The sequence below is a fragment of the Achromobacter ruhlandii genome (assembly GCF_002082135.1).
Lineage (GTDB): Bacteria > Pseudomonadota > Gammaproteobacteria > Burkholderiales > Burkholderiaceae_B > Achromobacter > Achromobacter ruhlandii.
This window is the reverse complement of record NZ_CP017433.1, coordinates 3055414-3068509: the sequence shown is the minus strand read 5'-3', so window position 1 is coordinate 3068509 and position 13096 is coordinate 3055414. Positions and strand designations below refer to the sequence as shown.

The following is a 13096-nucleotide window of genomic DNA, read 5'->3' as shown; positions in this document are numbered from 1 at the left end:
GTTTTTCATCATGGCCGGCGCTCAAGTTCCCGCAACTGGAGGCCGTTAATGCGGTATCCGGGGCAAGCCCGCCATCGGCCCGCCCCGCTCATTTCAAGTCAGGTATGGATCGTTCTCCCCTCGCCCCGCCCGCGCCGGTCGGGCACAAGCGCCCCAGCATCTTCATCTACACCGAAGAACAACGGGGCAACCAACTGGTCGAATCGCCGGTCATCGGCATGCTGTCGGACGTGTCGGGCTCTGACAAGCTCGTCGTGGCGCAGGATCCCTTCAGCGGCATCAAGTTCATTTATCGCGTCGACCACGAAAGCAGCAACCTTGATGCCGCGGCGATCACCGAGCAGGACGAGTCCGCTTTCAATGGCAAGAACTCGGTCCAGATCAACGCCATCTCCTACAAGTTGGGAACCGCCGAGAACGCGATGAAGCTGCTGCGGGGCAAGAGCCAATGGATCCAGGACAAGGGCGCGGTGCTATCGGTGCTGTTGCAGAACGCGGCGGCGCGCAAGACGCGCTTCGCCCCGCCCCGCATCGAGCGCGACCGCGTGCGCAAGGTGCCGCCGGGCGTGCCGGTGGAGTATTTGGAGACCGCGCCGGCGCCCTGATATCCGGCAAACGGTGCACAACTTTCGAAGGAATTTCTTATCCACAGTTTCTGTGGATAAGAAATCGGCAGACACACGATTGCTGGCCTTCGTGGCGCCATGACAGAGGCTGATCAATTTTTGATCAGGCCGCCATCCGTCACCCGCGGAGCGGCCGGCCGATTTCCTGGCATCACGCATTGCCGCGCCGCCGCAACGGCGATAATGATATTCTCCGCGAAAGCGCCGCGAGGGGATCACACTGCGGATGCAGCGTCCCGGCCCCGCGCTTGCGCCAGGCGGACTCCTCCACACCAATAAGAAGCCTTAGCATGAAAGGAGCGGAAAGCGTGTTTGCCCTTGGAGCGCCTCGCGCGCAACCGCCAGCTCGTCCGGCCCCGTGACCATCATCATCGTCGACGATCACGGGGACTGGCGCGACACCATTGCCGAATTCATCCATGACCTCGGCCTGGGCGAGGCCATCCTCACAGCCGGCTCGCTGTCCGAACTGGATCAACTGCTGCTCAACGTCACGCCCGGCATCCTCGTGCTGGACGCCATGCTGCCCGATGGCGACGGCCTGGCGCGGGTCTCGCACCTGCGCACCACCTATCCCTCGATGGGCATCATCATGCTCACCGGCCGCCTCTTGAGCGAAGACAAGGTATCCGGATTGAGCCTGGGCGCCGACCACTACCTGACCAAGCCAGTCAACCTGGCCGAACTGGGCGCGACCCTGGTGGCGCTGTCGCGGCGCCTGCGCGTCGTGCCGGCCGCCGATCCGGCCGCGCCGACGGCGGAAATCTGGCGCTTCGATCCCGCCCGCCGCCTGCTGGTGTCGCCCAAACGCATCCAGGTGGACATCACCGATACCGAAAGCCGCCTGATCGGCGCGCTGGTCCAGGCCGCGCCGCTACCCTTGTCGCGCGGTCGGCTGGTCGAGGCCCTGGGGGCCAGCGCCGAGGCCTACGACACCCATCGCCTGGACGCCCACATGCACCGCCTGCGCCGCAAGCTGCGCGCGCAAGCCGGCGGCGACATGGGCATCCGCACCGTCTATGGTGTCGGCTACGTCTGCACCATGCCAGTGCAGATCGTCGGCAACACCAAGCATTGAACCGATTGCCATGGCCCTGACCGTTCCCCGTCCTCGCCGTTCCGTCCTCTACATGCCCGGCGCCAACGCGCGCGCGCTCGACAAGGCCCGTGGCCTCGATGCCGACACGCTGATCCTCGACCTGGAGGACGCCGTCGCGCCCGATGCCAAGGCGCTGGCGCGCGACCAGGTGGCGGCAGCGCTGCGCGCCGGCGGCTATGGCGGGCGCGAATGCGTGGTGCGCATCAACGCGCTGGACACTGCCTGGGGCCTGGACGATGTGGGCGCCATCGCGCGCGCGGGCGCCGACGCCGTGCTGCTGCCCAAGGTGCAGTCCGCGGCCGAGCTCGAATCGCTGGCGCGGGCGCTGGACGCGGCCGGCGCGCCCGCCGCGCTGCCCTTATGGGCGATGGCCGAAACGCCGCTGGGCTTTCTGCGGCTGGACGCCATCGCCGGCGGTCATCCGCGGCTGGCCGCCATCGTGGTAGGCACCTCAGATCTGGTCAAGGACCTGCACGCGCGCCACACGCCCGAGCGCCACGAAACCCTGCTGGCGCGCTCGATGGCGGTGCTGGCGGCGCGCGCCCACGGCCTGGCGGTGCTGGACGGCGTACACCTGGACCTGGACGACGACGCCGGCCTTGCCGCCGCCTGCCGCCAGGGACGCGACCAGGGCTTCGACGGCAAGACACTGATCCACCCCAGGCAGATCGCCGCCGCCAACGCGGCCTTCGCGCCCACCGAAAGCGAACTGGCCAGCGCGCGCAAACGCCTGGACGCCTGGCGCGAGGCGCAGGCGGCCGGCCAGGGCGTGGCCGTGGTGGATGGCGCGCTGGTCGAAAACCTGCACGCGCGCGAGGCCGAGCGCCTGCTGGCGCTGGCCGCCGCCATCGCGGCGCGATCGGCCCCCGGCTGAACGTCGCCGCGCGCGGACGCCGGCCGGATCGCGGCGCGAGGCGGGCAGTGACGCGCGCGTCCAGCTACAATAGCGGCCGCGATCGGTTGGGCATCCGCCCCATCCGCCTGCCGCGCCCGGCGCGGTCCGCGTGTCGCGCCGCCGGCGCGTCGCCTCTCCGGTTCCATTTTTTTTTGGCCGCAACCTGTGGCGGGAGCCTTGTCGCGCGTACGTCGCGCATCCCTTCGCGCGCCCCTGTCGCGCCACCCCAGCCACACGATTCATGATCCGCTTCCAACAAGTTTCACTCATGCGCGGCGTCAAGCCCTTGTTCGACAAGGTCGACCTGCTGCTGAACCCCGGCGACAAGATCGGCCTGATCGGCGCCAATGGCGCCGGCAAGTCGAGCCTGTTCGGCCTGCTGCGCGGCACGCTGCACGCCGACCAGGGCGACCTGGACTATCCCGCCAGCTGGCGCATGGCCTACGTGGCGCAGGAAACGCCGGCCCTGGACCGCCCCGCCATCGAGTACGCCATTGACGGCGATGTCACGCTGCGCAAGCTCGAAGCCGAACTGGCCGCGCTGGAAGCGGAGCCCGAGAGCGCCGAGAACGGCCTGCGCATGGCCGACATCTACGCCGCGCTGGCCGACGCCGACGCCTACACCGTGCATTCGCGCGCCGAACAGCTGCTGACCGGCCTGGGCTTCACGCAGGCGCAGATGCAGCTGCCGCTGACCAGTTTCTCGGGCGGCTGGCGCATGCGCCTGAACCTGGCCCAGGCCCTGATGTGCCCGTCCGACCTGCTGCTGCTGGACGAACCCACCAACCACCTGGATCTGGACGCCATCATCTGGCTGGAAGACTGGCTCAAGCGCTATCCGGGCACGCTCATCGTGATCTCGCACGACCGCGACTTCCTGGACGGCGTGGTCAACGTCATCGTCCACATCGACGAGCGCAAGCTCAAGCGCTACTCGGGCAACTACTCGTCGTTCGAGCGCCAGCGCGCCGCCCAGCTGGAACTGGCGCAGGGCATGATGGAAAAGCAGATGCGCCAGCGCGCGCACCTGCAGTCGTTCATCGACCGCTTCAAGGCCCAGGCCAGCAAGGCGCGCCAGGCGCAGAGCCGCATCAAGGCGCTGGCCCGCATGGAAGAAGTGGCGCCGCTGCGCGCCGCCGCCGAGTTCTCGTTCGAATTCCGCGAACCGCTGCGCGCGCCCAATCCGCTCCTGACGATGGACAAGGTCAGCGCCGGCTACCGCAACACCGACGAGGATAGCGGCGTCACGTCCGACAAGATCATCGTGTCGGGCATCGACTTCTCGCTGCAGGCGGGCCAGCGCCTGGGCCTGCTGGGCATCAACGGCGCAGGCAAGTCGACCTTCATCAAGACCATCGCCGGCGAGCTGCAATCGCTGGCGGGCGAGACGCAGTTCAACAAGGGCCTGTCGATCGGCTACTTCGCCCAGCACCAGGTCGAGATGCTGCGCCATGACGAATCACCGCTGTGGCACATGACCAAGATCGCGCCCACGGTGCGCGAGCAGGAACTGCGCAATTTCCTGGGCAGCTTCAATTTCAACGACGCCATGGCCACCAGTTCGATCGCGCCGTTCTCGGGCGGCGAGAAAGCACGCCTGGCGCTGGCGCTGATCGTCTGGCAGCGCCCCAACCTGCTGCTGCTGGACGAGCCCACCAACCACCTGGACCTGGAAACCCGCGAGGCGCTGACCACCGCGCTGGCGCAGTTCGAAGGCACGCTGGTGCTGGTGTCGCACGACCGCCACCTGCTGCGCGCCACCACCGACCAGTTCATCATCGTGGCCGACGGCCGCTTCAGTCCGTTCGACGGCGACCTGGACGACTACAAGGACTGGCTCTACAAGACCAAGCTGTCGGCCAAGGCCGCGGCCTGACCGCGCGCGCCGAACCGGCATAGAATCTCAGGCATGTCCCGCCGCCCCGGCGGCGGCGCTCAGTGGGGCGGCCCTTCCGGGCGGCCCGCCCTCCTTCCCAGGGAGCCCATGGACAGTCTCAGCCAGCTTCTGTCGGCCGTCGAACCCGCGGGCACGGTGGACCTGCTGTGCCGCTACGGCGGCCGTTGGCGCGCCGATCATCCGCGGGCGCCGGCCGGCCATGTGCCTTATCACGTCATTCTGCAAGGCGAAGGCGTGGCCCGCGTCGGCCGCGACGAACTGGCGCTGCGGACCGGCGACATCCTGCTGCTGCCGCACGGCGCCTCGCACCTGCTGCGCGGCATCGACGAGCGCGCGCCGACCGCCGCCGCGCCGCCCGACATCCGCCACAATGGCGTCCTGACCGAACTGACCCAGGAGGGCGCGGGTCCGGGACTGGAAATGCTGTGCGGCGTGTTCACGCTGGGCCGCGCCGGCAGCCTGCTGCTGATGGCGCTGCCGCAGGCGATGGTGCTGCGCGCCGCCACCCTGGGCGACAACACCGCGCTGGCCGCGCTGCTGGCGCTGATGCGGGCCGAGGCCGGACAGCCCCGGCTGGGCGGCGCGGCCATCATCAACCAGCTATCGACCGCCCTCTTCACGCTGGTGCTGCGCGCGCTGGTGCACGACGGCCGGCAGACGCGCGGCCTGCTGGCGCTGATGGCCGATCCCAGGCTGGCGCCGGCCGTGCAATCCATGCTGCGGTCTCCCTGCGAACCGTGGACACTGGCGACGCTGGCCCAACGCTGCCATTTATCGCGCGCGACCTTCGCCCGCCAGTTCGTGCGCGCCAGCGGCCTGACACCCCTGCGCCTGCTGACCGCGATCCGCATGGAGCATGCGGCGCGCCAGCTGGAGCGGCTGAAGGAATCCGTGGCTCGCGTTGCCGCCGGCATCGGCTACCAATCGGAGGCCGCCTTTGCCCGCGCCTTCAAGCAGCACTTCGGGGTTGGGCCGGGCACGTATCGGCGCCATGGCGCCGCGCCGGCAGGCGCGCCCGCCGCCATTGCCGACCCGCCGGCCCGGGCGCGCGCCTAGTGCGGCAAGAAAGCGGTCGGCGCCGTGGTCCATTGGCGGCCGGACGCGTTACAATCCCGCGAATTGCACGTCCGGGCGCGATCTTCGACGCCACCTTCAACGGCACCCCGGGCGCGACAACCTCCAACCACGTCCCGCTGCAGGCGGGACGCGTTTTTTAGCGCTCCTAGATGCCGATCAAAGACCAACTTTTCCTCGCCAGCCAGTACCTTGCGCCGCATCACCTGGTGTCGCGTTTCTTCGGATACGCCTCGGACTGCCGGGAACCCGCGGTCAAGAACTGGATGATCTCGCGCTTCGTGCGCAAGTATGGCGTGGACATGCGCGAAGCCGAGCAGGAAGACGCGCTGGCCTATGATTGCTTCAACGATTTCTTCACCCGCGCCCTCAAGCCGGACGCCCGGCCGCTGGACGATGAACCCGGCGGCGTGCTGTGCCCGGCGGACGGCGCCATCAGCCAGATGGGCGCCATCGAGCATGGCCGCATCTTCCAGGCCAAGGGCCACAGCTATGGCCTGGCCGACCTGCTGGGCGGCGACAGCGAGCGCGCCGCGCCGTTCCAGGGCGGCGAATTCGCCACCATCTACCTGTCGCCCAAGGACTACCACCGCGTGCACATGCCGGTGGCCGGCACATTGCGCGAGATGATCCACGTGCCGGGCCGCCTGTTCTCGGTCAATCCGCTGACGGCGCGCAACGTGCCGCGCCTGTTCGCCCGCAACGAACGCGTGGTCTGCATTTTCGACACCGAGCACGGCCCCATGGCCCTGGTGCTGGTCGGCGCCATGATCGTCGCCTCGATCGAAACCGTCTGGGCCGGGCTGGTCACGCCGTACAAGCGGCGCGTCAAGGCCGTGCGCTACGACGACGCGGCGCGCGCGCCGATCCAGCTCGCCAAGGGCGCCGAGATGGGCCGCTTCAAGCTGGGTTCGACCGCCATCGTGCTGTTTGGCCCGGGCAAGGTGCGCTGGGCCGATACGCCCTCGGTGCGCGGCCCGGTGCGCATGGGCGAATTGCTGGCGTTGCCGCGCGGCTAGCGCGGCGGCGCCACGGCCGGTTGCGGCGGGTTCTTTTCGACGAAGCGCCGCAGATCGGCCGCTGTCTCCTGGCCAGGCGGCGGCAACCCCTGCAGGAACCCTTCGGCGCCCGGGCGCGCCGCGGACGGTTGCAGATACACTTCGCCGCCGGGCAGGAACACCGCCCAGATGTAGCCGTCGTGGAATGGCTCGAAAGGCAGGATGGGCGCATCGCGGCTGACCATCTGCTTCTCACCGCGCTCAAACATGGTGTCCGTGCGCCATTCAACCCGCATCGTCATGCCCGGCTTCCACTGCGTAGGGATTGACACGCAGCAGGTGCCCGACGTGTAGGCGTGCCCCCGGACGCCGGCGGCCCAGCCTTGATTGATATACACGGGCGCCACGCCTTCACTCAGGTAATTGATGATACCGAGCCGCACACCCAGCGTCTCGGGAATGGGCTCGGCCTGGGCCCTTGCGCAAGTGGCTGCCAGCAACGGGGCCAGCAGAAAAAGACCCAGGATCAGGCGGCCGCCTGATCGAAGCCGGTCAGCAAGCATGAACAGGCCGGAGCGCGGATTCGTTGACATTCGCATGGCTAAAACCGGGGCAAGGCGTTGAAATTCATTGGCATGTTCTGCAAGGCCCGCTGCGTTTCCTCGCGTTCCTTCTGCGCTTCGCGTTGTGCCCGCACCTGGGGATTGGCGTAGACCGACCGCCAACGCAGATAGCCCCACTGCCAATAGAACTCCCGCCCGTCCGATTGCAGCACCAGATCATTCGCATTGGCACGGTAGCGCGCCAATTCGGCCTGTTCCTGTTTGTTGGGCCGCGCGATCAGGGCCAGGTCCGGCCGGCCGATGGCGACATATTCTTCCGCCTCTTTCTCGCGCTTTTCCAGCTGCTTGATACGGTCCTGTTGAATCGCGATCCAGACATCATCGTCCTTGCCCAGTGGCTTGAACCAGGCGCGAGAATCATGCACGAAGTTATCCAGCAAATCGATTACCGCGGCGGCGGGCCTGCCCGGCAGGTTCCAGACCGTGCGAAGCTGCTCGAGCCACATCTTCTCCTTGTTCCCCCGCAGCATCATCATGATGCCGTCATAAATGCGGGCCCCTTCGCCACCAGGAGCGGACATGGTCATCGGCGTCGTGGCGCGCTCCAAGGCATTGTCCATGGTCAGCTTGCGAACTTCCAGCAGGAGTTCATCATTGGCCCTTATCAGGTCTTCGTAGTCCTGCGGGTAGTTTGCCCTGGCCCGCAGCGCGCTGGGCGTGGCGCCGATCCACTCGGGACCGCGCTCGGCGCGCAGACGCCGCCAACGCAAATACTGCACATAGTGGTTGTACAGGATGCGCGTGGAAGATGTCTGCTTCAGTGAAATTTCGCGGGTTGCCTCCACGTAGGCATTGAAAGCCGCCCGCAGTTCGGCCGACACCTGGAATTGGCTTTGGAATTCGGCGGGGGCAAGGTGCAGCCGCAACGGAACACCCGCCTGCACCGCCTCTCGATACATATCGCACAATGGAATCTGAGACAGCTTGTCGCTGTCCTTGGTGCCGCGTCCTTGCTCCCCCGGCTTGTAGCCGCCGCCGACGTCCGAGTGCACGCCCGGGTAGACGATTTCCTCGTAGTTCGCCCCATCGATCAGATCCAGCGGAAAGGACCCGCGCACCTCGTGCGCGCCGACCATATGGACGCAGCGCGATACTGCGTTGGGGATCTCCATGTCCTTCTTGCGCGCCCAGGCGCCGTGTCCGTCCCACACCTGCTCGCTCACGCTCTGCGCGATGCCGGCGGACGCGACCGTGTCGAAAATTCCCATGAAATCAAGGTCCACCTTGATGCCCGCCAGGCGCAGCACGCCATCGCCGCGGGGGGAATAGAACGATATGCCCTCCGGCGGATCGCAGGCGTCCTTGAGCCAGTTGGCGAACACCCGCGCCTCGGCCGCGCCTCGCGAGAAGCCGAAGATGGAGACGCGAATGCGCTCGATCTTCGGATTGGTGTCCAGGTAGCCGGCCAGCAGCGTCCGCAGATCCCGGTTGCGCCTTGACAGCACCGTGTAGCGGGCCACGTCCTTCGGTTCGGTGTTGTTGACCTTGCGCACCCGCAAAAGGGTATCCACGAAACCTTGCGTGCGCCGGGCCAGCACATCGGCCGTATCGCCTGGCTTCATTCCGGTGTACGCGGCCAGCGGGATCTTGGCCGCCTTCGCCAGCTCTTCGATCTGCAGGCCTGACAACGATATGTCCGCGCTCATTTCCCGCACCAGCGTCGTCGCGCGCTGGCCTAGCGCATCGGTCAACGTCCTATTGGGTACGAAATGGCTATAGAGATTATTCTGGAACTCCAGCAAGGCCCAGTTGATGCGCGCTTCCCCTCGCCAGCCGGCGGCGGCGCCGGCCTGCGCATGGGCCCCCGTGCCCGGGTCGCCCACCTTTTCGACGCAAGGCGTGCCCACCCCTTCGACATAAGTACGGAAACGGTGTTGCCGCGCGCTGTAGCTGGGATCGATCGTGTCGTCGAACACGGAATACAGGCGCGCCACATTGGTCTGCGTGTGATTGCCGGCCTTCTCCGACATATACATGTTGTTGCGCGTGCCATCGAAGAAGAAGCCGAAAAACAATTCGATCGAACAATCGGTGCCGGCCTTTTCACCCATGCGCTGGCAGGCCTTGCGTTGTTCGCGGAAATCCAGCTCCGAGGGAATCGGACGACAAGGACCGGCGAAGCGGAATTTGAAGGTCATGAGGACAGCTCCGTACTGGAATCGGCAAGCGCCGGTAGCGTGCTGACCGGCGCCAGCATGCCGTGGCGCCGCAACCGGGCGAAACCATGGCGGTACGCCAGCGCTTCGTTGTCCAGGCCGCGGCGCGCCAGGCGCCGCACGCCCTCCAGGATGCATTGGTACGCCGCCGATGGCGGGCAGGTCAGCGCGCCGAACAACGGCGCGCGCAGTTGCACAAAGCGCAAGATGGCGTCCGGCAGCGCCAGCCATTGCAGATGGCGCTGCTGGTCCGCGGCGATCACATAAGGCTCGGCGCCGGCCTCCGGATCGAAACGTTGATCACCGTCGACCCCCCGCCAGGCGCCCGAGCGATCCACGTATGACCAGCGTTCGATGCCCGCCAGCAAGCGGTGGCGCTGCGCCGGGGCGAATACTTCCAGGAGTGCGGCGAAGGAGCGTGTGTCGGCCAGACGCAGCAGATATGCCTTGCCCTCGGCGTTCACCGCCTCGATCCGCCGACCCAGGTGATCCGCCAATTGGTCGAACGACGCCGACGTGGTCAGCAGGCTCAGCATCGGCTTGCCCCGCGTCAGCTGCAAGAGTTTGTCGCACAACGGCGCGCGCAACGCCGGCACCCAGGGCAGCCGCAACAGGTACGGCGCCACCTGGTCCAGGCCTTCGCCCTGGTAGCGGCCGGCGTAAAGCGAGCGGTAGTCATCCGCATCCAGCCAGCGCGCCAGCCGTTCGGGCAGGCGCGCGGAGAAAACCGCGTCGAGCAAAACATATCGCTGCGGCCCGTCCGGGTGGTTCCAGGCCGCGTCGTACAGGGCGTGCGCCACCTCGGGCGCGGCCGGATCGATCCAGGTATCGCGATCCTCAAGCATTCTTCACCGTCATGGCGGAACCGCCCGCGGCCGCTTCCACCGCGCAACTGACGCAGACGCTCTGCGGAAACTGCGGGAAAGGATAAGGCAACTGGTCCGGCCCGGCGAACTGCTTGTTGCCGGTCTTGACGTCGATGCGGCCCGGCGCGGTGACGGTGATGTTGCCGCCTTCGAGCACGATGCTGGCGCCGGCCGCCGTGGCGATGCGGATGCGCTTGGGCGCGGCGTATTCCACCGCCGTCTGGGCGCTGCCGATGGTGATGTCCTGCTGCGCCTGCACCCGCAGGATGTCGTGCTGCGCCTGCACGTCCACATTGCCCTTGGCCGAGATCAGATCCAGCCCCGACTGCGCTCCGCCCTGCTGCAGGCCCGCCACGATGCCCAGGCCCTGCCCCGCATGCAGGCGCAGCGCGCCCATCACCGCCAGGTTCTGGTCCTTGCCCGCCGACCAGTGCAGCGCCTCGCCGGCGGTGTACTGCAGGTGCTGGCCGGCCACCTGCGCCAGCCCGGCGCGCGCGGCCATCAGCACCACCGGGTCGGTGGCGTGCGGCACCTTGCCTGGCGCCGCGTCGGTATGTTTGGCCGAGGCATCGCCCCGCGCGCCTTCCACGCTGTCGCCGGCCACCGTGCCCGAGACCGCGCGGTGCATGGCCGCCAGCGGCGCCTTCTCGCCATCGAGCACGCTGGCACCCGGGCCCCGGGTGCCCTGCACCGTCGCCAGCCGCAGGCCCTGGTGCGCGCCCGCCACCCCGTCCAGCGAACGCGCCATCTGGTCGGTCTGGCCCGCCAGCGCCTGCACCGCGGCCGCATCGCCGATGGCGCCGGCGTGGGCGCCGGCGGCCGTGTAGGTGCTCAGCAGCACGCCCGCGCCGCCCCGCACCGCGCCATAACCGTCGGTGCGCAGTTCGGCGCCCACGCCGCGCAGGCCGCCACGGTAGTTGCCCGCCTGGTGGATCAGGTGGCCCAGGTTCAGCTCGCTGGCCTGCGCGCTGCTCTTGATCTGCAGGCGCAACTGGCTGTCGGTGTCGTCGAACACGATCTGGTTGTAGCCCGCGCCGCCAAACTCCTTGCTCTTGAAGCCGCTCAGGGCGGCCGCGTTGCGGTGGTTCTCCTCGCCCGCCGCCGCGCCGTGCCAGGCCGGCGCGTTGCCCGCGGCCAGGTTGGCCTGGGCGCTGGGCGCGTGGTCGCGCGCCGCCGCGTAGACCTGCGTGTCGGCCTTGGCGCCCGCGCGCCCGCCCGGCGTGGCCGGCGTGCCGCCCTCGCCACGGCCGTTGTACAGCGCGCCCACCACGATGGGCTGGTCGATGTCGTCGTCCACAAAGCGCACCAGCACCTCCTGGCCGATGCGCGGCACGAAGCTGATGCCCATGGCCCGCGGCCCGACTGACGCTGCGCCACCCGCGCCCAGCGGCTGGCCGCCAGGCCCTCGCCGCCTGCCTGCCAGTGAAACCGGATGCGCACGTCGCCGCGCTTGTTGCGCAGGATCTCGTCCTGCTCGCTGGGCTGGGTGCTGCCCTCGGCGTCGGTCACCACCGCCGTGTGCACGCCGTGCACCGACGGCGCTCCGCTCAGGCGCGCTCCGCGCGCCTCGGGCAAGCGCGGCCGCCAGGGACGATCGCAGCGCACCGCCTCGAAGCGGTTGGCGTAGCCGACCTCGCGCGCCTTGGCCAGCACGGCGGCATCGGCGGTCAGGCTGGCCGCCTCGTCCGGCCGGGCCCCCGGCGCGGGCAAGGCATCGATATCCAAGGCCAGGTGCGCGTCCAGGCCGCCCAGCCGCTGGGCCAGCGCGGCCCGCGTCTGCGGCGGCAGGTTGTTGATGCCGACGTGTTCGACCCGGTCCAGCGCGAACTCCGGTTCGAAGCCGGCCTCGTCCGCCGGCCCCAGCGGCGACAGGTCCTGCAAGGTGAAGCGCGTGCCCGAGCGGAAGGTGCGCACCACCCCCAGGCCGGCGAAGGTCTCGGCGCGCGCCCGCAGCGCTTCGGTCGCCAGCTCGGCCTGGCGACGCGCCTGCGCCGGGTCGGCAAAGCCGCCATGGCCGGCCACCTCGTACCAGTCCAGCGCCGCCGCTTCGTCCTGGCCGCTGGCCGGGTTCACCAGCGCCTGCGCCGCCACCGCCCGCTTGCCGCTGTCGTGCCAGCCCAGCAGCGTGATGCTGTCGGGCACCCGGCGGCGCTGGCGCGCCAGCCGCTGCACGGTGTCGCGCGATTCGGTGGCCGCGGCGCGCTGGAAGCGGATGCCGCCGCCGGCCGACTCGGCGTCCTCGGCCAGGTTGCGGCTGTCGGCGAACAGCTGCACCACGTGGCGCGCCGGCACGCTCTCGTCTTCCAGCACCGTCCAGCCCAGCCCGGCCTCGGCCAGCAGGCGCGCCAGGAAGTCGTAGTCGGTCTCGCGATACTGGGTGGTGTAGGGGCGCGGCGCCAAACCGGCCAGCGCCGGCTCGACGTCGGCGGCAACGCGGTAGACAAAGCCTTCGTAGCCGTCCAGCACCTGGCGCACGATGTCCAGCACCGGCTTGCCCTCGAACACGCGGCTGGCGCGCCGCTGCGTGGCCAGCCACAGCCACGGCACCACCGTCAGGCGGTAGCGCGCCAGGCCCGCGTCGCCCGACAGCAGCTCGGCCTCGCGGATCACGCCGCTGCGCCCGGCCTGGCTGCCGTCGGCGCGCGTGGTCCACAGCGTCACCGGGCGCGAGATCATGTCCTGCAACGCCAGGCCGGCATCGTCGGACAGCGCCACCACGCGCAACTGGCCCACGCCGGACAGCGCCTCGCGCGCGATCCAGCCTTCCACGTGCAGCGACGCCAATGCGCCCTCGCCTTGCAGCCGGTAGAGCCGGGTGTCGGAATTGAACAGGCCGGCGCTCATGGCTGCCGGGAACGCTGA

Annotated in this window: 10 protein-coding genes and 1 pseudogene; 6 read left to right on the top strand and 5 right to left on the bottom strand. The window is 68.8% G+C overall.

Annotation, left to right across the window (positions count from 1 at the left end):
- The first annotated feature begins 104 nt into the window (after positions 1–104).
- The 6 genes from AruCF_RS13775 (at position 105) to asd (ending at position 6610) form a co-directional block, all read left to right on the top strand.
- The gene (locus AruCF_RS13775) at positions 105–605 is read left to right on the top strand and encodes a hypothetical protein (protein WP_049073577.1); all 501 of its coding nucleotides are present in this window, start codon (positions 105–107) and stop codon (positions 603–605) included.
- Between the two features lie 379 nt (positions 606–984).
- Positions 985–1704: a response regulator transcription factor gene (locus tag AruCF_RS13770; protein ID WP_049073576.1), complete on the top strand. Its 720-nt coding sequence runs from the start codon at positions 985–987 to the stop codon at positions 1702–1704.
- A gap of 10 nt (positions 1705–1714) precedes the next feature.
- Positions 1715–2599 carry an HpcH/HpaI aldolase/citrate lyase family protein gene (locus tag AruCF_RS13765; RefSeq protein WP_049073575.1) on the top strand — a complete coding sequence of 295 codons (885 nt, stop codon included), beginning with the start codon at positions 1715–1717 and terminating at the stop codon, positions 2597–2599.
- Between the two features lie 262 nt (positions 2600–2861).
- A complete protein-coding gene (locus tag AruCF_RS13760) occupies positions 2862–4496 on the top strand; it encodes an ATP-binding cassette domain-containing protein (protein WP_049073574.1) in 1635 nt (544 codons plus the stop codon).
- 108 nt (positions 4497–4604) lie between these two features.
- A complete protein-coding gene (locus AruCF_RS13755; protein ID WP_049073573.1) occupies positions 4605–5573 on the top strand; it encodes a cupin domain-containing protein in 969 nt (322 codons plus the stop codon).
- Positions 5574–5743: 170 nt separating this feature from the next.
- Entirely contained in the window at positions 5744–6610 is an 867-nt protein-coding gene (gene asd / locus AruCF_RS13750) for an archaetidylserine decarboxylase (RefSeq protein WP_049073572.1), read from the top strand.
- Here the strand turns inward: asd and AruCF_RS13745 are convergent.
- The 5 genes and pseudogenes from AruCF_RS13745 to AruCF_RS29915 all read right to left on the bottom strand — a co-directional run.
- Positions 6607–7182 (bottom strand): DUF3304 domain-containing protein, encoded by a 576-nt coding sequence (locus AruCF_RS13745; RefSeq protein ID WP_157809386.1) that lies wholly within the window; start codon positions 7180–7182, stop codon positions 6607–6609. The two genes, asd and AruCF_RS13745, sit on opposite strands and share 4 nt — an antisense overlap.
- Before the next feature lie 8 nt (positions 7183–7190).
- The gene (locus AruCF_RS13740) at positions 7191–9350 is read right to left on the bottom strand and encodes a T6SS phospholipase effector Tle1-like catalytic domain-containing protein (RefSeq protein ID WP_167385877.1); all 2160 of its coding nucleotides are present in this window, start codon (positions 9348–9350) and stop codon (positions 7191–7193) included.
- A complete protein-coding gene (locus tag AruCF_RS13735) occupies positions 9347–10213 on the bottom strand; it encodes a DUF4123 domain-containing protein (RefSeq protein WP_049073569.1) in 867 nt (288 codons plus the stop codon). Before AruCF_RS13735 ends, AruCF_RS13740 begins: the two co-directional genes overlap by 4 nt.
- Positions 10206–11540: a type VI secretion system Vgr family protein gene (locus tag AruCF_RS29920; RefSeq protein WP_254431199.1), complete on the bottom strand. Its 1335-nt coding sequence runs from the start codon at positions 11538–11540 to the stop codon at positions 10206–10208. Before AruCF_RS29920 ends, AruCF_RS13735 begins: the two co-directional genes overlap by 8 nt.
- Before the next feature lie 542 nt (positions 11541–12082).
- A pseudogene (locus AruCF_RS29915) lies at positions 12083–13078 on the bottom strand (type VI secretion system Vgr family protein); the annotation flags it as partial.
- Positions 13079–13096 lie beyond the last annotated feature (18 nt).